This window comes from Pseudomonas sp. C27(2019), assembly GCF_008807395.1.
Lineage (GTDB): Bacteria > Pseudomonadota > Gammaproteobacteria > Pseudomonadales > Pseudomonadaceae > Denitrificimonas.
On record NZ_CP043320.1, the window covers coordinates 2,403,757 to 2,429,322 of the forward strand.

A 25,566-nucleotide genomic window follows, 5' to 3' on the forward strand; every position below is an offset into this window, starting at 1 on the left:
AGCCGCGCAGCTTAACATATTCACCGCCCTGCAGCTTCAGTCACTGCGACTTACTAGCAACACTAGGCACGATAGCATCACTCAAAACCATCCGTTAAGCCGGACATGCTAAAAATATTCACATTAAAGTATTGACATACAAATGAGAATCGTTATTATTAGCACAACTGATCGCAAGATCAGCCGATGACTAAAAGCCAACAGGTCGGTTTTTTAATGTTATCTCCTCATCAGGCTAAACACGGTTTTGACCCGCACTTGTGCGGGTCTTTTTTTGCCTGATAAATAGGCAATATAAATGTTTAAGCTATGCACACAACAAGCAAATCTTAGACATTACTAAAGCCGCAAGCTGCAAGCCAAACGATAAATACAAAAAAGCCAAGCACCAGGCTTGGCTTTTTTGTTGCAGCGCTTAAATTAAGCGCTACCTTGTCACCTGCTAATTAACGTACACCTGAGCGACGCAATGCAGCAGGCGTGAACTCACCTGTAGTGGCTTCAAAGCCAAATTGATAGGATTGTTTCTCTTCGTTTTTCATACCCAGTGCTAAATAACGACCTGATTGCAGGTCATACAAGGCCTCCAGCGAATACCAAGGCACTTGCTTGTTAAAGTAGTGCATCGAATGCGCTTCTGCGACACGCCACAGGTTGCCACGGCCATCGTAATGGTCAATGGCTGCAGCTTGCCAGGTATCTTCATCAATGTAGAAGTCACGTTTGGCGTAAATATGACGCTCGCCATCTTTCAGGGTTGCAGTCACATGCCAGACACGGTGCAGCTCATAACGGGTTAAATCTTGGTTGATATGACCAGCTTTAATGATGTCATCATATTTAAGCTTGGGCGAGTCCAGCTCGTAGTTGTTGTACGAAATGTACATTTCTTTTTTGCCATTAAGCTTCCACTCATAACGATCAGGCGCACCGTTGTACATATCGAGGTTATCGGAAGTACGCAAGCCATCCGCTGCGGTACCTGGACCATCATAGGACACCTGTGGCGCACGACGCACGCGACGCTGACCAGCATTATACAACCACGCCATGCGTGGTTCTTTAATCTGATCCAAGGTCTCATGAACCAGCAATACGTTACCGGCTAAACGTGAAGGAGCAGTGACTTTCTGCTTAAAGTAAAACAGCACGTTTGTTGCTTGGCTCGGGTCGTAATCTTTGAGCTTGTTCGGGAATACGAACTCATCCTCAAAGTAAACCAGTGAGTAAGAGCCATTAGTTTGTGGGGTTGCTTGTGTTACAAAGCGCTTAACACTGCCGCCACGGTAACGGGTGATGTGGTTCCAGATCACTTCCAAGCCATTTTGTGGAATGGGGAAGGCATTAGCCACACCAAAGTTCTCTAAACCATTACCACCCTGCACCATCTTAGTATTGAGGGCATTATTTTTAGCCGCCTCAACCACTTCAGCAGGCATTCTTACCGAACGATGCGTGGTGTAGACAGGCATACGGTAGCTGTCAGGGTAGCGTTGAAACATCGCTATCTGACCCGGTGTTAAGTTGTCTTTATACTGCTCAACATTTTGTGCGGTAATGGTAAACAGCGGTTTTTCATCGGCAAACGGGTTGGATAAGAAACCACTGCCGTCCACTGCAGCAGCGTCAGTGGCCAAACCACCTGTCCACTCAGGAATTGTACCTGCAGCGTTACCTGCTTTTTCAGCACCAATCGGAGTTAAAGTTGTACCTAGTTTTGCTGCTTCGTCTGCAGAAACAGCAGCCATCACACTGGCAGCAAACAGCGACAACACAAATGCTGCGCCAGTTTGCATCAAAGTTTTATTTGTTCTCATTGATTCAGTCTTCCTAAGCGTCAAAAAATTGGGAGACACACAGCGCTCAGTGCTGACCCACGCCAGCACTGAGCCAAGTGATTAGAAGTTAAGGCCGAAGCTCATAGAAACAAAGTCACGGTCTTTTAGCGTATTGTAACGACCATCAAAGAAGTTGGTGTACGACAAGCTAGCGGTATAGGTGTGCTGGTAGTCAGCGTCTACACCAAAGCTAACAGCTTTAGCACCTTCGTTAAACTGACCGTTCGGACCATAACCATCTACGTCATGTGAGAATGCCATGTTCGGGTGCAAGTTAATACCGGCAAAGGCATCGCTGTAATCTAGGATACCGCGGACACGGTAGCCCCATGAGTTTTTGGTGACAAAACCGTGCCAGCCATGTGCTTGTGCTGATGTTGGGCTGTCAGGAATAATACTTTCTGGCGAACCAAAGATAGCGTCACGTCCGTAACGCGTATCACCTAGCCCACCGACATGGGTCCAGCCTACCTCACCAACCACAGTAGCACGACTTGCGCCAAGTACTTGATCAAAGAAGTGGGTAAAAGTGGTTTGGATCTGCGTCACTTCTTTACGGTCATAACCTCGGTTGTTCTGGCCAGCTCGTCCCTGATAATCCTGCATGCTAGTAGCACCTGTAGAAAGTCCTGAAACTCCAGCAGTCAGCTTCAAAGTCATATCTTGGGTATTAATTTGCACAGGCATATTTGGGCGATAGCTGATTTCACCTTGCCATGCCGTACCTGTAGGTAAGGTAGTAGAGAAGCTTAAACCATAAAGGCGAATATCTTCTGGATAATCCATGAAATAATTGCCACGCCCAACTAGGACCGCTGCCGGTGCAAGTGGGTGAATATAGTTTGGGTTTGGCGTATTGGGTGGATATGGAGGTGAAGGTAAAATTGGAACACCCGTAGCAAGCGCTCCAGCCAAGGTGGCTGCATCAGCATTCTGTGTACTCAAGAAAGGCGTTCGGCTATGATAATTCATAAAGTAGGCACCATACTCGGTATTATCACCGAGCCAACGAAATGCTGTACCCCACTGCCCATCATCTTTGGCTTTATTATCTCTGCCACGCGGAATCATCAATCCCTCTTTTGAAGCCTGAACACCAAGCCCTAAACTCTCCAGCTTACCCAAGCTAGGTAAAACGATGCCTTGGGTAAGCTGCTTATTAAGAATATGATAGTTATCATTACAACCATCTGCCGCTACGTCAGCACCTGAGAAGAACGTACCGCAGTTATCGACAACTGTTTGCTTCCAGCTCAACTGATAAAAGGCTTCCATCGACAGCTGATCAGTCAAGTTCTGTGAAACAAAGAACATATTGACCGGAATCAGACCTTCTTTCAGCTCTGCGCCTGGGCGGCGGAATGCAGACACATCAATCGGGTTAATCGAGTTGATGGAGTTCATGATAAAGGTACTTTCACCCCAGCTCACCACTTGCTTACCTAAACGCACAGTACCTGGCTGATCGGCAATGGCGTAGTTGTGGTAAACAAAGGCATCCAGCAATTCTACACCGCGGGTCTTGGCGCCCTCTTTACGGCCTTTATTGCTGATGTCTTTATGTGGACGGCTGCCGTCTTGCAATTCTGCGTCATACCAATACTTACCGCGCAAAAACACCCCAGTGTCTTTGTAGCGTAATTCTAGGTCATGCAGGCCTTTAAAAATCTGTGAAAACGTTTTACCGCGCTGAAAATTTAAACGTCCATCATCCCCGGTTTGTGTAAAGCCAGTACCGCCATTGGCGTTACCGATAAAGCGTTTGTCTGGTTTAGCAGTGGACCAACTGGCACCAACTGATAAAGAACTGTCAAATGATCCCTCAACTTCACCGATATTAAAAGTGATTGCGGAGGCTGGCCCAGCCAATAATGAGGCGAGGCCGACGGCCATTGGCAGTTTTGCCAGTCGCCAGATGTGTTGGTTTTTTGTAGTCATGAATGCAACTCCGAATGTTATTTTGGCTGTTGGCAGTATAACCAACCACTTTTTTGGGCTAATCAACCAAAAGGCTGATTAGTCAAACTAACCGTTCTAATCTGACGGCTTTTAAGCTGATGCACACTCTATCTATACCCTTAATGCAGCAAGCATGCCAATAAAATCTATGACCTATAAGTCATATGTCTACCCCTACAAAGACGTGCCTTACAAGGTCGACAAAAATACTTCAGCACCCGCTTGCTGCTGCGCAATATCTTGACGGATACGTTTTTTATCCAATTTACCAACACTGGTTTTGGGTAGTTCGGTAACAACTGCTACCTGTCCCGGTATCGCCCACTTACTGAGTAACCCTTGTTCAACAAAAGGCTTAAGATGCTCTTTCAGGGTGCGCGCGTCCATATCCTCACCCGCCTGCACAACCAGCATGGCAAACGGGCGCTCGCCCCACTGCGGATCAGGCACACCGACTACCGCCGCTTCGCGCACTGCTGGATGGCGAGTGATCAAGTCTTCCAGCACCAGCGATGACACCCACTCACCACCGGTTTTAATCACATCTTTAATACGGTCACGAATATCTATAAAGCCCATTTCGCAAATAGTGGCAACATCACCGGTATGCATCCAGCCATGCGTCCATAGTGCTTCGCCCTGTTCGGGTTCGCGCAAGTAATTTTGCGTCAACCAAGGTGCACGCAAGACTAGTTCACCCTGCTGCTCGCCGTCTTGCGCAATAAACTCGCCGTCGGCATTCATTAGCGCGGCCTCAACCAAGGGCACTGGAATACCGGCTTTTATTCGATAAGTCACACGCTCATCTTCACTGGCCGTTTGCAGCTGCTGATTGAGTACCCCTGCAGAAATTAGCGGACAAGTCTCTGACATACCGTAGGCCGCGGTCAGCTGCATCCCTTGCGCCAGCGCTGCATCATATAAAGCGCGCGGCAAGGCACTGCCACCAATGATCAACTTCCAGCCCTTAAAATCTTTACCTTGCGCCGCTTTGGCGCTCAGGAGCATTTGCACAATGGTTGGCACACAATGCGAGAAGGTTACTTTTTCACGTTCCCAAAGCTCAATTAAAAACTCGGGGTCATAACGGCCTGGATACACCTGCTTCAAGCCCAGCATAGTTGCGACATAGGGCATACCCCAAGCATGCACGTGAAACATTGGGGTAATCGGCATATAGACATCATCAGTGCCACACAGGCGCACGCTGTCGATGCTGCCCACCACTGACGCCATCGCCAGCGTGTGTAAGACCAACTGGCGATGGGTAAAATACACGCCCTTGGGGTTACCGGTTGTACCGGTGGTATAAAAAGTGGTGGCGACCGAGTTCTCATCAAATTCAGCAAAATTGTAGGTCGGCGGCGCAGCTGCTAGTAAAGCCTCGTACTCGCCAACACAATTCGGCAATTCAACCGCCTGCTCGGCGGCATCGGTGAGTAATAAGGTCGCTTTAACCGTGGTCAAATCATCTGCTATCGCAGCATACAACTCAGCAAATTCACTATTGAGCAAAACAAAGTGATCTTCGGCATGATTCATGGTGTAGAGAATCTGCTGCGGCGATAAACGCACATTGATGGTGTGCAGCACAGCCCCGAGCATCGGCACAGCAAACATGCACTCAAGGTAACGGTGACTGTCCCAATCCATCACCGCCACGGTATCGCCAGCCTTAACCCCCATTTCAGTGAGCACATTGGCTAGGCGCGCAATGCGCTCAACAAAGGTGGCATAGCTGTAGCGCAGCTGATCACGGTAAACAATCTCGCGACTGCTTTCGTAACGTGCACCGGATAGCAAAAGGCTTTTGATCAGCAAGGGAGAGGCATGTGCATTCTCAGCAGCGGGCAGAATACGCGTGTGTAACATGGCAATACCTGTTGTTATTTTTAAATGTGTAAAACAAAGGTATGCCAACCTATGTAGCACTGCATCAACCTAAAGGATGAATCGCGAAAGGATAACTGCTTAATACGAGCATGCGCACACAGAATAGCAACGGCCTGCGTCAGCCTGCAAAAAACAGCCTATTTAGGTGAGCACAGAGGATAGTGTTTGGCCAAGGATGGAATAACTGCTACTCAGCCAACCACACCAGGCTGGCAAAGCGTCCGGTTACCGGCTGGCGGCGATAGGAATAAAAACGCGGATCAGTCAGCGTACACAAACCACCACCATACACGGCCTGTACGCCACAAGCGGCTAAACGGATACGCGCCAACTGGTAGATATCAGCCAGCCACCGCTCTGGATTGTTACTCGGCACAAACGCCTGCTCAGCAACAGCATGCTGTTGCACAAAGGCATCGCGTACTTCACCACCCACCTCAAACACAGCAGGACCGATTGCCGGCCCCAGCCACGCGATAATCTGCTGCGGCTCCACCTGCATACTGGCGACAGTGTTTTCTAACACGCCTGCGGCCAAGCTGCGCCAACCGGCATGCGCTGCGGCGACACAGGTGCCGGCTTGATCCGCGAATAAAACCGGCAAGCAATCGGCACTCATAATGCAGCAGGCTAAACCGATTTCTCGACTGACACTGGCATCTGCTGTGCGGGTTTGTGTTGCATCGGCAGCCAGCACAGACACCCCATGCACTTGGTTGAGCCAAGTCGGCTGACACTGCAAGGTTTCGGCGAGGTACTGGCGGTTGCGTTGCACCTGCTCAGATGCGTCACCAACATGCTCACCAAGGTTAAAAAACGCAAAAGGCTCGACACTGTCACCACTGCTACGTGTGGTAACACAAGCACGCACATTCTGTGGTGCTGGCCAATCAGGTATCAGCCAATCGGCTGGCCAAGCCACAGCTGCACGACTCAACCGACATACGCCTCACGGTCTTGACGCAGCAAGGTCAGCAACCAAGTAAAGTCTTCTGGTAGGGGTGCTTCCCACTTCATGCGCTGACCTGTAGCGGGATGATCAAGCTCCAAAAAGCGCGCATGCAAGGCTTGCCGTGGAAACTCTTTAAGGGTTTGCAGCATAGTTGGGTTTGCCCCCGGCGGAATACGAAAGCGTCCGCCATAGGCCGGATCACCGACTAAAGGAAAACCAACATGAGCCATGTGCACGCGAATCTGGTGGGTACGTCCCGTTTCAAGGATCACTCGTGTGTGCGTGTGCGAGCGGAAACGCTCTAAAACACGGTAATGACTGATCGCAGGCTTACCGCTTTCAATCACCGCCATGCGCTGACGCTGCTGACCATGACGACCAATCGGCGCATCAATGGTGGCGCCAGAGGTAATCACCCCCACCACAATGGCTTCATAAGTGCGACCCACGCTACGCGCTTGCAGCTGATCAACCAAATTGGTGTGCGCCTCAAGGGTTTTCGCCACCACCATTAAACCTGTGGTGTCTTTATCCAGACGATGGACGATGCCAGCACGAGGCATTTCAATCAGTTCTGGCACATGAAACAGCAGCGCATTTAATAAAGTACCATCGGGATTCCCCGCAGCAGGGTGCACCACTAACCCCGCAGGCTTATTTAAAACTAGGATATGCTCATCTTCATAAACGATAGCCAATGGTATATCTTGTGCGAGCCACTCACCCTGAGCTTCACGCTCAGCAGTGAGCTCTAACTCAGAACCACTGTAAACGGTGTCGCGCGGACGCAAGATTTTACCGTCAACCGTTAGGCGGTTTTCTTTAATCCAGGCAGTTAAACGTGAACGGGAATGTTCTGGGAACACCTGCGCTGCAACCTGATCTAAGCGTTGACCACCCAGTTCCACTGGAACCTTTGCGTATAATTGAATTGTTTCGGTCGTATTTGTTGGCATACTCATCAACAGAGAGTGCGTAGGCTTTGGTTTCAAGCGCACGCTTGTGGTTAAATACAGCATTATTTGCCCTGAATCACGATTCAGGGTGTTTACTATAACAGGACGGCTCACTGCAAGTCAGCCGACCGTTTACCGGCGTACCCAATCATGCATCTACGGCACCTGCTATTTATCGCTCTTTTTACCTTATTAGGCGCTTGCGCGTCCAAAGATATTGATGAAAACCTAAGCGAAACAGCGCTCTACCAACAAGCGCAAACAGATCTTGAGAAGAACAGCTACTCTTCTGCTATCGCAAAATTAAAAGCGCTGGAATCACGCTACCCTTTTGGCCGTTACGCTGAACAAGCGCAATTAGAGCTGATTTATGCGTACTATAAAAACTCAGAGCCAGAGGCCGTTCGCGCCTCAGCGGATCGTTTTATTCGTCTACATCCACAGCATGCCAATGTTGACTATGCGTATTACATGAAAGGCCTAGCGTCTTTTGACCAAGATCGCGGCTTACTCACGCGCTTCTTGCCTTTGGATATGACGCAACGTGATCCAGGTGCTGCGCGTGACTCCTATAATGAGTTTGCCCAGCTGACCAATCGCTATCCTAATAGCCGCTACGCCGCCGACGCCAAGCAACGTATGATTTACTTGCGCAACCTGTTGGCCGCCTATGAAGTGCATGTGGCGCACTACTACCTTAAGCGCCAGTCCTATGTTGCCGCATTAAATCGTGGCCGCTATATCGTGGAAAACTTTCAGGAAACACCCGCAGTCGGCGACGGACTGGCGATTATGACTGAGTCATACCAGCATTTGGCACTGCCTGACTTAGCACAAACCAGCTTAAGCACCTTGCAGCTGAACTACCCTGAGCACCCAAGCTTAGCCAGTGGCACTTTTAAAGCACGGGAAAAAGACACCGATAACCGCTCATGGTTAAGCAAAGCAACTTTGGGCTTTATCGGCGGCAAGGAAGACTTACGCCCGCAGCAGACACAAGCCAGCAAAGATGTGATTCGTCAGTATGAAGATGCAGCTGAGCAAATACCTGACAGTGTACGCACTGCGATTGATAACGATCAGCCTAAACGCAGCTGGCTGAACCGTTTGACTTTTGGTGTCTTCGGAAAGTAACTCAACATTGCGCCGTGCAAACTAAAAAGGAGGCTTATAAGCCTCCTTTTTTAATTCTAGCACCACAAAACTAGCGCGCTTGTCCTGCCAATGCCTCTTCAATAGCTTGCAACAGCACTGGATCATCCGGCTCTGTACGCGAGGAAAATCGAGCGAGAACACGCCCTTCACCATCTAACAAAAACTTCTCAAAATTCCACGCAATCTCACCCGGAAACTCAGCACCCTCACCTGCAAGCAAGCGATACAGCGGGTGATTGCCAGCGCCATTGACTTGCAGTTTTTCTGCCAGAGGAAAAGTTACGCCAAAACGTTCAACACAAAAATCACGAATCTGCGCTGCAGTTCCGGGCTCTTGCTTACCAAACTGATTGCAGGGCACGCCTAACACACTGAAACCTTGCGCTTGATACCGCTCATGCAACGCCTGTAAACCAGCATATTGCGGTGTTAAACCACATTCTGATGCGACATTGACAATCAGTAGCAGACCACCTGCAAACTGCGCCAACGGCAACTCAGCGCCATCCAATGCTACGAGTGTTAAACCATGCAAAGCACTCATTTTACATCCCCTATGCTGCTTAACTAAAATCCATAAGAATGGATTATCGCAGAGTCACAACGCTTATTCATCCTACGATGGCTGCGCCAAATAAAGCATGCAGCAGCATGGTTCAGCAGATACAAAAAAGGAGCAACCTTGGCTGGTGCTCCTTCAATGCGCCCTTATCAACAGTTGTGCTGTCGGTTCAATCGAGCATCGGCTGAGATGATCGAACTTGCTGGACAAACCCCCGGTAAGGCGTTTTAACCTGCGCCATCTCGGTAAAGGCGGCGCTCATGGGCATAGATGCTGTACAAGCTGTGAACTTGCGTTTAGTTTACATAGAAGCTTGCAGTTAATGTTTGCGCACTTGCCTTAAAATTTAAATTTTAAGCAACAAATTCTCGCACAAACAAAAATACTAGCAATAAAAAACCAATAAGAGATAATAGCCAGCAATCAAACTAGGATCTGAGGTGTGTATGGACAAGCTTGATCGTTACGATTTACGTATTTTGCAAGCACTGCAGGACAATGCCCATCTATCCAATCAGGAGCTGGCAGAGCGTATCGGCTTATCAGCCTCGCCCTGCTCAAGACGCGTAAAAACCTTAGAAGAAGAAGGCTATATTCATAAGTACGTGGCATTGCTCGACCGCAAAAAACTAGGGCTAACCTTAACCGCCTACGTGTTAATCGGTATGGACCGGCATACACCTGAGCGCTTCGAGAACTTCCAAAAACATATTAGCCAATGGCCAGAAGTGCTGGAATGCAGCCTTATCACCGGCATGGATGCGGATTATCAGCTTAAAGTCATCGTCCCAGACATGGATCATTATCAAAAGTTTTTACTAGAAAAACTCACGCGCGTTGAAGGCGTCACCAGCGTACGCTCAAGCTTTGTACTCAACCATGTACAGCTTTCAACAGCGTTGCCGCTGAGTCACTTACACACCTGATAGCAACACCTAGAGCCAGCCACGACAGTTCAGTTTCGATAGTATTTTTATATGGCAAAACATGCTCACTCTTACATCGCCAGGCTTATGGCGTACAATAAGGGCTCAAATGACCGCTCAAGCACGTGGTGGTGTTTAAGTGAGCTAGATTGATTCTCTGTAAACACTCTGATAAACCTCAAAGGTCTATCACAACAAGTCTTATGTGCTTGTATAACATTTGGAATTACCATGGAAACTGAAACATTTGAAAGCCTAATGGTGACCGTCTTAGTTGGCGGGTTGATCTTATTTATGGCTTTTATAGTCTGGGATCTCGCCAAAAAATCTAAAGCAGGCCGCTATGGCACCGCTGTATTATTTTTTGCCTTAGGCCTTGGTGTATTGGGCTTTTTGATTAAAACCATAGTGATTGCAGTAAAAGGTCTATAAACCTTCTCTATTAGCGGCGCTAGCAGCCCTCTTGCGACAGACACTACCCGCTCACTGATCGATATTAGGCACAGCAAGCGCACGCCATTGTCCGCTGGCTAAATCAGCCAAATGCCAATCACCAATTTGCACCCGCACTAGGCGCAAGGTTGGCAAGCCCACTGCTGCAGTCATGCGCCGAACCTGACGGTTGCGGCCTTCATAAATCGTCAGTTGCAGCCATGCCGTCGGAATATATTTGCGCTCACGCACTGGCGGTGTACGCGGCCATAAATCGGGCTCAGCAATAGGCTCGACTTGCGCAGGAGCGGTTAAGCCATCTTTCAGCTCTACACCAGCACGTAAACGCTGCAATTGCTCATCTTGCGGCTCACCCTCAACTTGCACCCAGTACACTTTAGCCAATTTGTACCGCGGATCAGCAATGCGTGCTTGCAAACGGCCACTGTTAGTCAACAATACTAGGCCTTCGCTATCGCGGTCCAAGCGACCGGCGGGATAAACTCCAGTAATGGGCACATAATCTTTTAACGTCGCACGCCCTTGCTCATCAGTGAACTGAGTTAAGACATCAAAGGGTTTATTGAGCATTAATAAGCACGGCTGCTCGGGCTCGACCGTCTTGCGCTGTGCTGCCGGACCTGACCTGCGCTTATAAGACGATTGATTACGCGTTTTGACAGGCTTTTTCATTATTTTGCCTACAGACTTAAGCTGACAGCAAACTCAGCTAACCACGGCTCAGCATCTGACTCAGGACTGACGGTTTCGCTAGCATCCAAGCGCAGCATGTCTTGCAATTCAACAACACCAAGCGCGCTGTATAACTCGCGCACAGCCTCACCGCCAGCACAAAAATCCTCACCGTAACAGGCATCACCCAGTGCAATGACACCACCCAAGACGCCGCTCCAGCTTGGCGGCTGTTCAAGCAGCGTATCCATTAAAGGTTGCAAGTTCTCTGGTAGCTCCCCCATGCCTGTGGTTGACGTGACAAATAACAACGCATCGGGCTCAAGCTCTAATAGCTCAGGATAGGTAAAGCGAGGCTTATAAATGACATTCAGACCTGCTTCAGTCAATATCTGAGCAGCGTGATGTGCGACATCTTCCGCGGCACCGAATACTGTTCCTGAAACCATCACCACATTAGTTGCCATACTTTGCAATCACCTCAGCAATAAAATAAATAGGGTATTTTAAAAATGCCTTGAATACCTTTCATCATAACAAGAAACAACAAAACTATAACAAAGGCTATACACCTAGCGTTTGTAGGTTGTACATATCTAAACTCTAGTATAGCTTTAGCCTCCTTCAGCACAACGAATTGATATAAAGCATGGTCGCATACAACTGGCTAGGATAAGACCCATCAATGAGTGATAACACACCTATTTTACTGACCGGCGCCAGTCAACGACTGGGACTGCATTGTGTTCAGCGCTTCTTGGCCGCTGGGCAGCCATTGATTATCAGCTATCGTCAAGAGCGTGCTGAAGTTGATGAGCTACGTCAGCTCGGCGTCAAGTGCATTCAGGCTGACTTCGCTAGCGAGCAGGGTATCTTAGAGTTTATTGCGCAAATAAAACAAACGACACCGGCTCTGCGTGCCATTATTCATAATGCTTCTCTGTGGATCGCCGAAGACGTTGCAGATGCCAGCGCATTTATGCAAATGAATAATGTGCATGTCCTGGCCCCCTATTTAATTAACCAACACTGCGCCCCCTTACTGATGCAATCAACTAAGGCTGATATCATTCACATTACTGATGATGTCATTCGCAAAGGCAGTGCTAAGCGCATTGCCTACAGTGCCAGTAAAGCTGCAATGGACAACCTCACCCTATCTTTTGCTGCACGTTTAGCGCCGCATATTAAGGTGAACTCGCTGGCTCCAGCATTAATTATGCTGCACCCAGATGACGATGAAGACTACCAGCGTCGCGCCACAGCAAAGTCTGTTATGGGCACAGTGCCCGGCCCAGATGTTATTTACCAAAGCCTGCGTTACTTACTTGATACGCCTTATGTGACAGGCACAACCCTTACCGTTAATGGTGGCCGGCATCTGAAATGATGCTTGCTTTGGAGAACTAATAATGTGTGATGAATTAAGCAAACACTACCATCAGATTTTAGTCGGCCTGGGTGAAGACCCTGAACGCGAAGGCTTGCTGGATACACCTAAGCGCGCTGCTAAAGCAATGCAATACTTGTGCAATGGCTATGAAAAAAACCTAGATGAAATCGTTAACGGTGCGCTGTTTGAATCATCTAGCGATGAAATGGTGATTGTCCGTGACATCGAACTCTACTCATTATGCGAACACCATCTGCTGCCTTTTATTGGTAAAGCACACGTAGCCTATATTCCAACCGGCAAGGTGATTGGCCTATCGAAGGTGGCGCGCATTGTCGATATGTACGCTCGCCGTCTACAAATCCAAGAAAACCTCACCCGCCAAATCGCCGACGCCATGCAAAAAGTAACAGGTGCTGCTGGTGTTGCCGTGGTGATTGAAGCTAAACATATGTGCATGATGATGCGCGGTGTAGAAAAGCAAAATTCAGTCATGACGTCTTCTACCATGCTGGGTGCATTTCGCAACTCTGGCACCACTCGTCAAGAGTTTTTACAACTGATTCGGAGCTGATAACTTATGGCACGACTAGAGCCGGGCATGGCGCGGATTCGTATTAAAAATCTGCGTTTGCGCACCTACATTGGCATCAATGAAGATGAGATTCGTAACAAACAAGATATCTTAATTAACGTTACCCTCTTCTATCCAGCAGACGATGCCGTGCACGTTAACGAGATCAGCCACGCGTTAAACTACCGCACCATCTGCAAGGAAATCATTCAGTACGTGGAAGAAAATCGTTTCGCACTGCTTGAGCGCCTCACCCAAGACGTACTGGATTGCGTGATGCGTCACGAACAAGTGCGTTATGCCGAAGTTGAGGTGGACAAACCGCATGCTCTGCGCTTTTCCGAATCAGTGTCAATTACCCTCACTGCACATCGTACTGACTAGCCTATGCACCTTACCGAGTTTTTAAAGGCCATCAGGCAGCCAGAGCATCGCTTTGCTGACAGCTTGGCTTTCATTGATGCGCACTACCATTACACACCTTGCGCCTTTGATAATGCTGGCCTGCATAACCCTGCAGGCAGCAATCAAGGCTCATGTAAGATTCTAGGTTTAGCTGTACTGGAAAAACTCAGCACTGAGGATGCTTTATTGGCATTTGCCGAGCACTATGCTTATGTACTGGCCACGCCCAATGAAACCGAACATGCCAATATTCGCCAACTGCTAAAGCACGGATTGGAGTCCGTGCACTTTAGCCAGTTACCACTACGCCGGCTTGTTATCTAAAGCCCACTGATACAGTGCTTTTTTATGCACACCGGTAATCTCAGCGGCAATGGCAGCGGCACGCTTGGGTGGCAACTCTGCCATCAATAGCGTTAAAACACGTTGTGCCTCCAGCGAGACCTCTGCGGCTTGAGCAGGCTCTTGATAACCAGCGATCAGCAGTACACATTCGCCGCGCTGCTGATTGCTATCGGCAGCAATCCAGTCATGTAACTCATGTAACGGTAGGCCTTGAATGGTTTCAAAGGCTTTGGTCAATTCACGAGCCAACACTGCAGGACGCTCAGCACCAAACACATCACGCATATCAGCAACGCTGTCCAGCAATCGGTGCGGCGCCTCATAAAAAATCAAGGTCCGCGGATCATGCTTAACTGCAGTCAATCGCGCGCAGCGCGCCACTTGCTTGGCCGGTAAAAAGCCTTCGAAAACAAAACGGTCTGACGGCAAACCTGCTGCAGATAAACCAGCAATTAACGCGCACGCACCCGGCACAGGAACGACTCGCACCTGCGCAGCACGTGCTTGACGCACCAGGTGATAACCCGGATCTGAAATCAGCGGTGTACCCGCATCAGAAATCAGCGCGACGTCCTCACCCGCAAGTAAACGGGTAATAAAACGCCCACCTTCTTCGCGCTCATTATGCTCATGGCAAGCAGCCAATGGGGTGCGAATACCGAAGTGCTGTAATAGCCGTGTGGAGTGTCGGGTATCTTCGGCAGCAATTAAACTGACATCAGCCAAAACACGCAATGCCCGCGCACTGATATCATCTAGATTGCCAATAGGCGTCGCCACCACATACAAAGTGCCAAGCGCGCTCGACTGAGGTGTGGATACACTCACAAAACACTCCAAAAATGCAAAATAAAATACTATTGTAGCCTGATTTAGACTGACAAGATCGCACCAATGCGCGCGCTTGGGTACAATCAAGGCATTCCACTCAATGTGCTCGGATTGCTTGTCTATGAAAACCTCGTTACGCATACTCTCGACGCTGTGCCTGTCTGCCATTTTAGTGGCTTGCTCCAGCTCTCCAAGCTCTGGCTTGGGGCAGTTGCCCCCGACACAGTACAATGACTTAGATAAGTTGTTACTGCAGGCCGACAAAAAAAGCGACACTCAGGCACTGGGTTTGTATTTGGCTGCAGCTGATCTGGCTTGGCAGCAGCAGCAAGCATTGCGAGCCCGTGAGATTTTAGAGAAAATTGACTTAAGCATCGCCACACCGGCCCAACAGATCTTCGCTAAAACCCTTGAAGCTGAATTAGCCTTAGATCGCAAGCAAGCCAAAAGTGCTTTAAAAGCTTTGCAACACCCAAGTTTTACACATATAGGCGAAATGCCACTTAACCAGCAAATTCGTAGTCAGCTTGCACGCGCACAAGCGCTACAAGATACTGGCAAACCACTTGCCGCTGCGCGCGAACGGATTTTTATCGCACCACTCTTAGATAGCGAAAAAGCTTTGGAAAATCACCAGCGTATTTGGCAGCTATTGAGCGACCTGCCACGCACCCAGCTCGGTGACAGTGGCCAAGCAGACCTTGATGGTTGGCTGGCTTTAGTGCGCATCACCAAAGCCACTGACTCGCTAGAGCAGCAGCAAGCCAATATTAAGCAATGGGTGCTCAGCAACCCGCAGCATCCTGCCGCGCAACAACTACCCGACGTGTTGCAAAAACTGCAGAACTTACACGCGCAAAGCATCAAAACATTAGCGTTGCTACTGCCCTCACAAGATCCCAATCAAAATGTCGTTACGGCACTGCGCAATGGTTTTTTTGCCGCGCACTACATTGCTCAAGCCAACGGGCAAGCCACACCGGCGATTCGTTTATATGACAGCAGCACGATCACCTCCATCGATGCCTTTTATCAGCAGGCAGCGGCAGACGGTGTAGAACTTGTGGTCGGCCCTTGGGAAAAACCACTGGTACGCCAGCTGGCTAATCGTGCGCAATTACCGATTACTACCTTAGCGCTGAACTACGCGGACAACGAGCAACAAGCACCTGAGCAGCTGTTTCAATATGGTTTAGCCGCTGAAGACGAAGCACGCTTGGCCGCGGATCGAGCGTGGGCCGACGGCATGCGTCGCGCTGCTGCTTTAGTGCCACAAAATGCTTGGGGTGATCGCATACTGGCTGCGTTTACAGCCCACTGGACATCGCTGGGCGGGGTGTTCGTCGCAGCCAAACATATTGATCAACCTACTGAATTGGCTGGACAAATTGCTGATCTATTTGAATTGCGCGCCAGTGAACAGCGCGCAAAACAATTGGAAGCAACCTTGGATACTAAGCTAGCAGCACAACCTGCGCGACGCCAAGACATTGATTTTATTTTCTTAGCGGCTACCCCAGAGCAAGCGCGCCAAATCAAACCCACACTAACCTTTCAGTATGCTGGCGATGTGCCGATTTATGCGACTTCAGCAGTCAACTCTGGCGCCGCCACTACCTACCCTGAACTGGACGGCTTACAGTTTAGTGAAATGCCTTGGTTTATTGAGTCTAACGACGCTACCCGCCAGCACATCACTTATAATTGGCCACAAGCCTCCGGCAGTATGGGTCGTTTTTATGCAATGGGCGCAGACGCCTACCAACTGGTCAATCAGTTACAGCAACTGCGTACGCTACCAAATAGCAGCGCGGCAGGCTTAACAGGTGTACTCAAACTCAATCAGCAACAGCGTATTGAGCGCACGCTATACTGGGTTCAGTTTACTGGCAACAGCATTCAGCAGCTGAGTGAAACGCAGAGTGACTGAGCCAGCAGATCTTGGCAAGAGCGTTGAACGCTATGCTTTGCAGCACTTGCGTGAAGCAGGTTTGAGCACCCTTGCGCAAAACTGGTCGTGCCGTTTTGGTGAAATAGACCTGATCATGTTAGAACAGGATACTGTTGTCTTTGTTGAAGTGCGCTACCGCAAAAATAATTATTTTGGGGGCGCACTCGACAGTATCGATCAACTCAAGCGTGACAAACTGATTAAAACAACAGAATATTTTTTTAATGAAAACCCACAGTGGTTAGAACACCCGTGCCGCTTTGATGTCATTACTGCACATCCAAGTCATGCACAGACATTTACCTTGGACTGGATTCAAGACGCATTTGAGTCCTAACACCATTTTAGTAAAGGCTGATCCTATGCAATCGCGTATTCAACACATGTTTCAAGCCAGCATTGAAACCAAACAACAAGCACTTAGTGTGCTGCCGCAAGCCATTGAAAATGCTAGCCTGATGATGGTGAGCTCGTTACTCAATGAAGGCAAAGTTTTAGCCTGTGGTAATGGCGGCTCTGCCGGTGACGCACAGCACTTTTCTTCAGAAATGCTCAACCGCTTTGAACGTGAGCGTCCAAGTCTGCCAGCCATAGCATTGACTACAGACACATCCACTATCACATCCATTGCCAATGACTACAGTTACGAAGAAATATTTTCAAAACAAATCCGTGCTCTAGGCCAAGACGGTGACGTGCTCTTGGCTATTTCCACCAGCGGAAACTCTGCCAACGTCGTGCAAGCCATTCATGCCGCACACGATCGCAATATGCATGTGGTTGCTTTAACCGGCCGTGATGGCGGTCAAATAGCACCAATACTGCTACCTGACGATGTTGAAATCCGCGTACCGTCAAATGTCACGGCACGGGTACAAGAAGTGCACTTACTGGTGATTCACAGCTTGTGCGATTTAATTGACCACCAATTATTTGGGAGCGAAGAATGATTCGTAAAATTCTTGCAATAACCGTGCTTGCCGTATTGGTCAGCGCCTGTGGCGCCCGCAGTTTTGGCAATAAAATTGATGACCAATTTATTGGGCCAGAAGTGACTCGCGCTATTAAAAATGCACACATTGATCTTTCGACTACGACCTCACGCATTATTGTTACCAGCTATAATGGTGTTGTTTTGGTGACAGGGCAAACGCCTCGCGCAGAACTTAAAGAGCTCGCAGGCAAAGCAGCGCAATCAGTGCAAAGTGCCAAGAAAATTCATAATGAGCTGCAAGTAACCACGCCAACCTCGGGCATGGTCCGCAGCAACGATGGCTTACTGACCGCCAATATTAAAACCCGCATGCTGTCATACAATGACGTACCGGCTTCTAAGGTCAAGGTCATCACAGAGAATGGTGTGGTCTATTTATTGGGCATTATCAGTCGTGCTGAAGCAAACCGTGCAACTGCCGTTGTCCAGGAAGTCAGCGGAGTACAGAAAATCGTGCGCTTGTTTGAATATCTGGACTAGATCTGCATTGCACAGAAATACAGCTGCCACTGCTTAACCCTGTAGAAGCACTGCTTGCAGCGCATCAAAGCCCTGCAAGCAGTACTACAACAATACTATTATTTAATAATCCGCAAACTAGGTCGCCCCGAAGCTGGCGGCGTTGGCGGCTCATCATCTGGATCAGTAGGCGCATTCTCTGTGTCTACTGCATGTAGGGCAGGAGGCTGTTCATCAGCTTCTCCATTACTCCCGTCAAGCTCTTCCTCATCAGCTAACGCATCAGAATGCGCATCGAAGAACATGCCTTGCCCGTTTTCATTTGCATATATTGCTAAAACAGCACCGATAGGTACATAAAGTGAAAATGGTGCACCGGAAAAGCGTGCCTCAAAACTTATAGCCTGATTATCAACAGTAAAGTAGCGCACGGCAGCGGGCGCTGTATTCAGGACAATTTGACCATCGGCAGCATAACCTGGTGGTACTTTTACCTGCGGATAATTCACATCCACAAGAATGTGCGGCGTACACTCATTATCAACAATCCACTCGTGCAATGCGCGCAATATATAAGGGCGACTGGAGTTCATGATGCCTTCACTCCCCTTGTTAAGGACGCATTAAGCGCTCGGCCTCGGACAAACTGGCTTGGAATGCTTCACGCTCAAAGTTTCTATCCATATAGTCCAGTAATGGCTGGGCTGCTTTAGGTAACTCAATGCCTAAAATAGGTAAACGCCACAACAGCGGCAACAAATAGCAATCCACCAAACTCAACTCATCACTCATAAAATATTTCATGCTAGCAAACACAGGTGCAACACCTGTTAGGCTTTCACGCAATTCTTTACGTGCTTTGGTGCGAGCTGTTTCTTTGGTTTTTTTATCAAGAATTAAATCTGCCTGGGCACTCCAATCACGCTGCACGCGGTACGACAACATGCGCGTATTAGCGCGTGCTACAGGGTATACCGGTAACAGCGGAGGGTGCGGATAACGCTCATCTAGATACTCAAGAATGACCGTTGAATCGTACAATGCTAAATCGCGATCAACCAGTGTCGGTACTGTGGCATAAGGATTAACCTCAGCTAAGTACTCAGGACATTCGCCATCTATCACATCCATGATTTCAGCAGTTACTGCTTTCTCCGCTAGCACCAAACGCACACGATGTGAGTACTGGCAGCTCGGATCAGAATAACAGCCCAACTTATTGGGTGCAGACATTGCTTCCTCCTTCACTATTAAATATGCATAACGCACAAAAACGCACGCGCCCATCAGGGCGCGCGCGTCACTCGTTAACGATGCGATTGTGTATCAATGCACATCTTTCCAGTATTCACGCTTCAATAAGTAAGCAAATACAAAGAAGAAGGCAAGGAACAACAACACATATGTTCCGATACGCTGGCTCTTAAGCTTAACAGGATTAGCAGAGTATTCGAGGAATGTCACAAGATTTTTAATTTTCTCGTCAAATTCAGCTTCACTCAAAGTACCTGTATTGGGCTCAATGGTCAGCTCGTCACAAGACTCTTCGGTCACTGCTACACCGGTTAACGGATCAAATACTTTCTTTCCGTCTTCAACAACCTGTACTTGCGTGCAACCAATTGTTTGCTTTCCTTGCAAGCCCACTAAAACGTTAGGCATACCAACTGAGTCAAAAACCTTGTTGTTAACACCATAAGGACGCGATGGATCTTCATAGAATGTACGCATATAGGTGTACAACCAATCTTTCCCGCGCACGCGCGAAACCAAGGTTAGGTCAGGCGCTGCCGCACCAAACCATTTTTTACCATCAGCTTCACTCATACTCGATATCATGTGATCGCCATACTTAGCGTCTGTTAACACTAAGTTTTCCATCATCAGCTCTTCACTGATCCCGAGATCATCAGCAACACGCGAATAGCGCTGGAACTTTGCGCCATGGCAACCCATGCAATAGTTCACAAAGGTTTTTGCGCCATCTTGCATAGCCGCTTTATCAGTCAGATCAATTGACACCTTGTCCAATGGATAGGCACCACCCGCAGCAAAACCAAACATAGGAATTGCAGCCAAAATTAATGCAGCAATTTGCTTTTTCATTAGCCAGTCACCCTTTCCGGAACCGGTTTAGTCTTCTCCATTCTGGTATAGAAAGGCATCAGAATGAAGTAAGCGAAGTAAAGAATAGTACAGATTCGCGCAACAATTGTACGCCCTTCTGTTGTCGGTAATACACCCAGCACGCCCAGTATCACAAAGCTAATGCAGAATATTAGCAACCAGATTTTACTCATCCAGCCTTTGTAACGCATTGATTTAACCGGGCTGCGGTCTAACCAAGGCAATACAAATAAAGCTGCAATTGAACCACCCATTGCCACAACACCTAACAGCTTATCAGGCACTGCACGCAAAATGGCGTAGAACGGTGTGAAATACCAAACCGGAGCAATATGATCAGGTGTTTTTAGCGCATTGGCTTGTTCAAAGTTAGGCTTTTCAAGGAAGTATCCACCCATTTCTGGGAAGAAGAATACGATAAAGCAGAACACGAACAGGAAGACGATAACACCGACAATATCTTTAACAGTGTAATAAGGATGGAAAGGAATACCGTCTAAAGGAATACCATTTTCATCTTTATGCTTTTTGATATCGACGCCATCTGGGTTGTTTGAACCCACTTCATGCAATGCCAAGATGTGTAAAACAACCAGCGCTAGCAAGACAATAGGCACAGCAACAACGTGCAAGGCGAAGAAGCGGTTGAGCGTGATACCAGAAATAAGGTAATCACCGCGGATCCACTGAGTCAGGTCAGCACCAATCACTGGAATCGCACCAAACAGTGAAATAATCACCTGTGCACCCCAATATGACATCTGTCCCCATGGCAGCAAGTAGCCCATGAACGCTTCAGCCATCAGCGCCAAGTAGATCAGCATACCAAAGACCCAGACCAACTCACGCGGCTTCTGGTACGAGCCATAGAGCAAGCCACGGAACATGTGCAGGTACACAACAACAAAGAATGCTGAAGCACCGGTAGAGTGCAGGTAACGCAAAATCCAACCGTATTCAACATCTCGCATGATGTATTCAACAGAAGCAAAAGCACCTTCTGCCGATGGCTCATAGCTCATTGTCAGCCAGACACCAGTCAGCAACTGGTTAACCAGCACTAACAGTGCCAGTGAGCCGAAAAAGTAATAGAAGTTAAAGTTTTTAGGTGCGTAATACTTAGATAAATGATCTTCCCACATTTTTGTAGCTGGGAAACGCGCATCCACCCATTCCATGAACTTACTCATGAAGCTTCTCCCTCATCAATACCAATAATGACAACACTATCGGTTTCATATGAATGTGGAGGTACTGGCAAGTTCAGCGGCGCAGGCTGCGCTTTATAAACCCGTCCAGCGAGGTCATAACGCGAGCTATGACATGCACAGAAGTAACCCCCTACCCAGTTTGGCCCCAAGTCTGCTGGTGCTACTTCTGGCCGAAAGTTTGGAGCACAACCTAAATGCGTGCACACGCCAAGAACAATCAGTATCTCAGGCTTGATTGAACGCTCTGAAGGATCAACATATTCAGGCTGATCTGACGATTGCGACGTCGGGTCTGCTAGATCGCCAGTAATTTTTTTCATTCCTTCCATAATTTCTGGAGTGCGGTGCAAAACAAAGACTGGCTGACCGCGCCACTCGGCAATGACCTGCTGCCCTGGCTCAATCTTGCTTATATTGACTCGCACCGGTGCTCCCGCGGCTTTCGCCCTAGCACTGGGGTTCCATGACCCCAAGAACGGGATCGCAGCCCCTGCCGCTCCAGCTGCACCCACCACAGAGGTGGCTGCCACTAGAAAGCGACGTCGGCCCACATTCACGCCGTCATTGCTCATTAAGTTGTCTCCCATCAGCTATGTAGCCTGTTTTCAGGCTTTGTAATAAGAAAAAAGCCACTCACATTCTTGAATGTAACAAATGGTAAAGAAAAGGTGTCATTTTGACAAGTTTACCACATACTGCGATTCATCTGAGAGCTTGCCACACATAAGAGTTTGCTACAGCAAAAGAAGCAAGCGAGCGGCAAATTGTCACAGTCGAACTGGACACAAAAAACGCCCAGATTCCTTGCGGAAACGGGCGTTTTTCTGCAGCAAGTATCGATCAGCGCTTAGAGTACTGAGGACGCTTACGTGCCTTACGAAGACCCACTTTCTTACGCTCAACCTCACGCGCATCACGCGTAACGAAGCCAGCTTTGCGCAGCTCTGGTCGTAATGTTTCATCATAATCCATCAAAGCACGAGTAATACCGTGACGAATTGCACCTGCCTGACCGCTCGCACCACCACCTGCAACAGTGACCATGATGTCGAACTTTTCAAGCGTATCTGTTAACTCTAGTGGCTGACGAACCATCATTCGTGCAGTTTCACGAGGGAAAAAGTTATCTAAAGTGCGGTTATTAATAGAAATACTGCCTGTACCCGGACGTAAAAAAACGCGTGCGGTTGCAGTCTTGCGACGGCCTGTGCCGTAATTTTGAGTCGCCGACATAATCAACTATCCCGTTAAATCTTAAGTTCTTGGGGCTGCTGTGCAGCATGCGGGTGGTTAGTACCTGCATACACTTTCAGCTTGCGATACATGTCGCGGCCCAGCGGATTTCTTGGAAGCATACCTTTAACAGCGGCTTCTAGAACGCGTTCAGGTGCTTTAGCAAGCAACTTCTCAAAGCTGATTTCCTTGATACCGCCAGGAAAGCCAGTGTGTGAGTAGTAAATCTTGTCTGATGTCTTGTTGCCGGTGACACGAACCTGCTCGGCATTAATAACAACGATATAATCGCCAGTATCAACGTGCGGAGTGTACTCAGGCTTGTGCTTACCGCGCAAACGGCTGGCAATTTCAGTGGCCAAACGACCCAGGGTCTGGCCCGCAGCGTCGACGACATACCAGTCGCGCTTAACGGTTTCATTTTTTGCTGTAAAAGTTTTCATTCGCTATGGCCTCAGGGCCGTCTTCAAAATAGACGGCAAATCCTAATGAATAGTAGTGTCTTTGACAAGTCAAAGTAAGCTCATATGACAGACGCTAATTCGGGGGCTCGGGTCTATCACGTCTGCTATGGCTTCAAATTCGGCAAATTTGCATCGTTTCACCTTCTGTCTTGCATTGGGCTAGGCATTGCCCACAAAACAGCCGCGTAATTATGACTGTTGGTGAGAAAATTGCAACCGCTTAATGGCTTACAGACGCATTAGGGCTGATTTTAATTGTAAAACGGAGCTATCACCACATTTTTGCTTTATTTGTGTGCACGATATAAGTATCTATACCTAAGGAAGTGCTACACCTTACTAATACAAACTAAAAACATAGCAACAGCGCAGGCACTAGCTTTACCTGTGCTGCATAGGTCTATAATAAAGCGGCACGCACTTGTGGAGCCATCATGTACATTCCGCCATTATTTTCAGCTTTACGCCAATCATTTGCCCAAGGCTATACATTAAAGGCTTTGCGCGGTGATATTAGCGCTGGCCTAACCGTCGGTATTATTGCAATCCCCCTAGCGATGGCACTGGCTATCGCGGTTGGTGTGCCGCCGCAGCATGGGTTGTATACCGTTCTGATTGGCGGCTCAATTATCGCCTTAACCGGTGGTTCGCGCTTTAACGTTTCCGGACCAACCGCAGCCTTTGTCGTGATTCTGCTGCCCATTACCCAACAATTCGGAGTGGGCGGCTTATTGCTGTGCACAGCAATGGCTGGAGTTATTTTAATTAGCATGGGGGTGCTGCGCGCGGGTGCATTGCTACAATTTATCCCCTACCCAGTCACCCTCGGCTTTACCGCCGGAATCGGTATAGTGATTGCGACCCTGCAAATTAAAGATGCATTTGGTTTAAGCGATATTGAACCAACAGCAAACTATATAGAGCAAATTGGCGCACTAGCGCATGCCATGCCGAGCATCCAAATGGGTGACACCTTGGTTGCGGCGATAACACTTGCAGTGCTGATTATCTGGCCGCGTTTTGTCCCAAAAATCCCGGGGCACTTGGTGGCTTTAGCGGTGGGTAGCTTTATTGGTCTTGCTTTAAACAGTGCAGATATTTCTGTAGCAACAATAGGTGACCGCTTCAGTTATGTCGTTGACGGCACCAGTCATCCAGGCATCCCACCCTTCTTACCTTCTTTTATGTGGCCGTGGCAGTTTTCCGGTCCCGACGGCAAGCCGCTGGTGCTTTCTTTTGAACTGATTAGGCAGTTGCTCGCCCCTGCGTTTGCAATTGCCATGCTTGGCGCAATCGAGTCACTACTCTGCGCGGTTGTCTCTGATGGCATGGCGGGCACTAAGCACGACCCAAACGGTGAACTACTCGGTCAAGGCATTGGTAATATTCTTGCGCCGTTGTTTGGTGGAATTACCGCCACAGCAGCTATCGCCCGCAGCGCAGCCAACGTTCGCGCCGGCGCTTTCTCACCAATTGCCGCAATTATTCATGCCGGTGTCGTTTTACTGGCCGTTGTATTTTTAGCGCCGATGTTTAGCCATTTGCCGATGGCCGCACTTGCAGCACTGCTGCTGATGGTTGCTTGGAACATGAGCGAACCCAAGCATGTGGTCCACACCCTGCGTATTTCGCCGCGCAATGACGTCCTTATTTTACTGACTTGTCTATCTCTGACGGTGCTGTTCGATATGGTCTTGGCAGTGGGTGTCGGCTTACTGTTAGCCGCTGGTTTATTTATTAAAAGCATGAGCGATTTAACTGACACAACGAGTGTTTCACGCGAAGATCACGATCTTGCTGACCTGCCAGACTCCGTCACTGTCTACGCGATTCGTGGGCCCTTGTTTTTTGGTGCAGCGGAAAAAGCGCTGAGCGTACTTCGCAAATTCAATCCTGAGATACGTATTGCCATTATTGATCTACGCGCAGTACCGATGCTGGACATGACCGCACTCGCCGCGTTGAGCAATGTGATGAACGACTATCAAAAAAACAATATTGGCATTATATTTCTTGGCGCATCCGCTCGAGTTCGCCACAAGATGCACCGTGCGGGTATCGGCCTAGAACACAATAAACTCGCTTATGTTAGCAACTTCACTATGGCGCAAATACGTGCACAAAGTTGGCTGGATGCCGAGTCTCAGCCACAAGATGAATCACCTAGCGTAGAGCCTTAATTCACAGAGCAGAGCGCTCGCCGCACAACTGCA

General features: G+C 48.6%; 28 protein-coding genes. 12 read left to right on the top strand and 16 right to left on the bottom strand.

Annotated elements, in window-relative coordinates; all coding sequences use genetic code 11:
• Nucleotides 1-446 precede the first annotated feature (446 nt).
• The 5 genes from FXF61_RS10965 to rluD form a co-directional block, all read right to left on the bottom strand.
• A complete protein-coding gene (locus FXF61_RS10965; RefSeq protein ID WP_151185303.1) occupies nt 447-1,817 on the bottom strand; it encodes a DUF1329 domain-containing protein in 1,371 nt (456 codons plus the stop codon).
• An 81-nt stretch (nt 1,818-1,898) separates the two neighbouring features.
• A complete protein-coding gene (locus FXF61_RS10970; RefSeq protein WP_151185304.1) occupies nt 1,899-3,776 on the bottom strand; it encodes a DUF1302 domain-containing protein in 1,878 nt (625 codons plus the stop codon).
• Nucleotides 3,777-3,986: 210 nt separating this feature from the next.
• Nucleotides 3,987-5,669, bottom strand: a complete 1,683-nt coding sequence (locus FXF61_RS10975; protein ID WP_151185305.1) for a fatty acid--CoA ligase — start codon at nt 5,667-5,669, stop codon at nt 3,987-3,989.
• 208 nt (nt 5,670-5,877) lie between these two features.
• Nucleotides 5,878-6,627: a peptidoglycan editing factor PgeF gene (pgeF, locus tag FXF61_RS10980; protein WP_256663408.1), complete on the bottom strand. Its 750-nt coding sequence runs from the start codon at nt 6,625-6,627 to the stop codon at nt 5,878-5,880.
• The gene (rluD, locus tag FXF61_RS10985; RefSeq protein ID WP_151186088.1) at nt 6,624-7,598 is read right to left on the bottom strand and encodes a 23S rRNA pseudouridine(1911/1915/1917) synthase RluD; all 975 of its coding nucleotides are present in this window, start codon (nt 7,596-7,598) and stop codon (nt 6,624-6,626) included. The genes pgeF and rluD overlap by 4 nt, the downstream gene beginning before the upstream one ends.
• Nucleotides 7,599-7,748: 150 nt before the next feature.
• Between rluD and FXF61_RS10990 the strand changes: the two genes are divergently transcribed.
• Nucleotides 7,749-8,732 carry an outer membrane protein assembly factor BamD gene (locus tag FXF61_RS10990; RefSeq protein ID WP_151185306.1) on the top strand — a complete coding sequence of 328 codons (984 nt, stop codon included), beginning with the start codon at nt 7,749-7,751 and terminating at the stop codon, nt 8,730-8,732.
• Nucleotides 8,733-8,802: 70 nt separating this feature from the next.
• Here the strand turns inward: FXF61_RS10990 and FXF61_RS10995 are convergent, their stop codons facing one another.
• Nucleotides 8,803-9,297 carry a glutathione peroxidase gene (locus FXF61_RS10995; RefSeq protein WP_151185307.1) on the bottom strand — a complete coding sequence of 165 codons (495 nt, stop codon included), beginning with the start codon at nt 9,295-9,297 and terminating at the stop codon, nt 8,803-8,805.
• A 464-nt stretch (nt 9,298-9,761) separates the two neighbouring features.
• Between FXF61_RS10995 and FXF61_RS11000 the strand changes: the two genes are divergently transcribed.
• Together FXF61_RS11000 and FXF61_RS11005 are read left to right on the top strand one after the other, a co-directional pair.
• Entirely contained in the window at nt 9,762-10,241 is a 480-nt protein-coding gene (locus FXF61_RS11000; RefSeq protein WP_151185308.1) for an Lrp/AsnC family transcriptional regulator, read from the top strand.
• Between the two features lie 231 nt (nt 10,242-10,472).
• Nucleotides 10,473-10,673 (top strand): DUF2788 domain-containing protein, encoded by a 201-nt coding sequence (locus FXF61_RS11005; protein WP_151185309.1) that lies wholly within the window; start codon nt 10,473-10,475, stop codon nt 10,671-10,673.
• Between the two features lie 51 nt (nt 10,674-10,724).
• On the opposite strand, the gene FXF61_RS11010 is transcribed toward FXF61_RS11005, so the two are convergent.
• The gene (locus FXF61_RS11010) at nt 10,725-11,366 is read right to left on the bottom strand and encodes a pseudouridine synthase (protein ID WP_151185310.1); all 642 of its coding nucleotides are present in this window, start codon (nt 11,364-11,366) and stop codon (nt 10,725-10,727) included.
• 8 nt (nt 11,367-11,374) lie between these two features.
• Nucleotides 11,375-11,833: a flavodoxin gene (locus tag FXF61_RS11015; RefSeq protein ID WP_151185311.1), complete on the bottom strand. Its 459-nt coding sequence runs from the start codon at nt 11,831-11,833 to the stop codon at nt 11,375-11,377.
• Nucleotides 11,834-12,051: 218 nt separating this feature from the next.
• Here FXF61_RS11015 and folM point away from each other — a divergent pair, with 218 nt between their 5' ends.
• Genes folM through FXF61_RS11035 form a run of 4 tightly spaced genes read left to right on the top strand, consistent with a single transcriptional unit; the run spans nt 12,052 to nt 14,062 of the window.
• Nucleotides 12,052-12,756 carry a dihydromonapterin reductase gene (gene folM, locus FXF61_RS11020; protein WP_151185312.1) on the top strand — a complete coding sequence of 235 codons (705 nt, stop codon included), beginning with the start codon at nt 12,052-12,054 and terminating at the stop codon, nt 12,754-12,756.
• Between the two features lie 22 nt (nt 12,757-12,778).
• Nucleotides 12,779-13,333, top strand: coding sequence for a GTP cyclohydrolase I FolE (folE, locus tag FXF61_RS11025; protein WP_151185313.1), 555 nt, complete (start codon nt 12,779-12,781; stop codon nt 13,331-13,333).
• 6 nt (nt 13,334-13,339) lie between these two features.
• Entirely contained in the window at nt 13,340-13,717 is a 378-nt protein-coding gene (folX, locus tag FXF61_RS11030; RefSeq protein ID WP_151185314.1) for a dihydroneopterin triphosphate 2'-epimerase, read from the top strand.
• 3 nt (nt 13,718-13,720) lie between these two features.
• Nucleotides 13,721-14,062, top strand: coding sequence for a HopJ type III effector protein (locus FXF61_RS11035; protein ID WP_151185315.1), 342 nt, complete (start codon nt 13,721-13,723; stop codon nt 14,060-14,062).
• On the opposite strand, the gene rsmI is transcribed toward FXF61_RS11035, so the two are convergent.
• Entirely contained in the window at nt 14,042-14,911 is an 870-nt protein-coding gene (gene rsmI / locus FXF61_RS11040) for a 16S rRNA (cytidine(1402)-2'-O)-methyltransferase (protein ID WP_256663409.1), read from the bottom strand. The two genes, FXF61_RS11035 and rsmI, sit on opposite strands and share 21 nt — an antisense overlap.
• 124 nt (nt 14,912-15,035) lie before the next feature.
• Between rsmI and FXF61_RS11045 the strand changes: the two genes are divergently transcribed.
• From FXF61_RS11045 to FXF61_RS11060, 4 genes are read left to right on the top strand one after another with little or no spacing between them, the layout of a single operon-like run.
• The gene (locus tag FXF61_RS11045; RefSeq protein ID WP_151185317.1) at nt 15,036-16,844 is read left to right on the top strand and encodes a penicillin-binding protein activator; all 1,809 of its coding nucleotides are present in this window, start codon (nt 15,036-15,038) and stop codon (nt 16,842-16,844) included.
• A complete protein-coding gene (locus FXF61_RS11050) occupies nt 16,837-17,202 on the top strand; it encodes a YraN family protein (RefSeq protein ID WP_256663410.1) in 366 nt (121 codons plus the stop codon). Before FXF61_RS11045 ends, FXF61_RS11050 begins: the two co-directional genes overlap by 8 nt.
• A gap of 25 nt (nt 17,203-17,227) precedes the next feature.
• A complete protein-coding gene (locus FXF61_RS11055) occupies nt 17,228-17,815 on the top strand; it encodes a phosphoheptose isomerase (protein ID WP_151185319.1) in 588 nt (195 codons plus the stop codon).
• Nucleotides 17,812-18,339, top strand: coding sequence for a BON domain-containing protein (locus tag FXF61_RS11060; RefSeq protein ID WP_151185320.1), 528 nt, complete (start codon nt 17,812-17,814; stop codon nt 18,337-18,339). Before FXF61_RS11055 ends, FXF61_RS11060 begins: the two co-directional genes overlap by 4 nt.
• A 98-nt stretch (nt 18,340-18,437) precedes the next feature.
• On the opposite strand, the gene FXF61_RS11065 is transcribed toward FXF61_RS11060, so the two are convergent.
• The 7 genes from FXF61_RS11065 to rplM form a co-directional block, all read right to left on the bottom strand.
• Complete coding sequence (locus FXF61_RS11065; RefSeq protein WP_151185321.1) at nt 18,438-18,911, bottom strand: ClpXP protease specificity-enhancing factor; 474 nt, start codon at nt 18,909-18,911, stop codon at nt 18,438-18,440.
• Nucleotides 18,912-18,930: 19 nt separating this feature from the next.
• Complete coding sequence (locus tag FXF61_RS11070) at nt 18,931-19,551, bottom strand: glutathione S-transferase N-terminal domain-containing protein (protein WP_151185322.1); 621 nt, start codon at nt 19,549-19,551, stop codon at nt 18,931-18,933.
• Nucleotides 19,552-19,644: 93 nt separating this feature from the next.
• On the bottom strand, nt 19,645-20,424 hold the full coding sequence (locus FXF61_RS11075) for a cytochrome c1 (RefSeq protein WP_151185323.1): 780 nt from the start codon (nt 20,422-20,424) through the stop codon (nt 19,645-19,647).
• Nucleotides 20,424-21,635: a cytochrome bc complex cytochrome b subunit gene (locus FXF61_RS11080; protein WP_151185324.1), complete on the bottom strand. Its 1,212-nt coding sequence runs from the start codon at nt 21,633-21,635 to the stop codon at nt 20,424-20,426. The genes FXF61_RS11075 and FXF61_RS11080 overlap by 1 nt, the downstream gene beginning before the upstream one ends.
• Nucleotides 21,632-22,228, bottom strand: coding sequence for a ubiquinol-cytochrome c reductase iron-sulfur subunit (gene petA / locus FXF61_RS11085; protein WP_151185325.1), 597 nt, complete (start codon nt 22,226-22,228; stop codon nt 21,632-21,634). Before petA ends, FXF61_RS11080 begins: the two co-directional genes overlap by 4 nt.
• 268 nt (nt 22,229-22,496) lie before the next feature.
• On the bottom strand, nt 22,497-22,889 hold the full coding sequence (gene rpsI, locus FXF61_RS11090; protein ID WP_151185326.1) for a 30S ribosomal protein S9: 393 nt from the start codon (nt 22,887-22,889) through the stop codon (nt 22,497-22,499).
• 14 nt (nt 22,890-22,903) lie between these two features.
• Entirely contained in the window at nt 22,904-23,332 is a 429-nt protein-coding gene (gene rplM / locus FXF61_RS11095; protein WP_151185327.1) for a 50S ribosomal protein L13, read from the bottom strand.
• A gap of 455 nt (nt 23,333-23,787) precedes the next feature.
• Here rplM and dauA point away from each other — a divergent pair, with 455 nt between their 5' ends.
• On the top strand, nt 23,788-25,533 hold the full coding sequence (gene dauA, locus FXF61_RS11100; RefSeq protein ID WP_151185328.1) for a C4-dicarboxylic acid transporter DauA: 1,746 nt from the start codon (nt 23,788-23,790) through the stop codon (nt 25,531-25,533).
• The last annotated feature ends 33 nt before the right edge of the window (nt 25,534-25,566 follow it).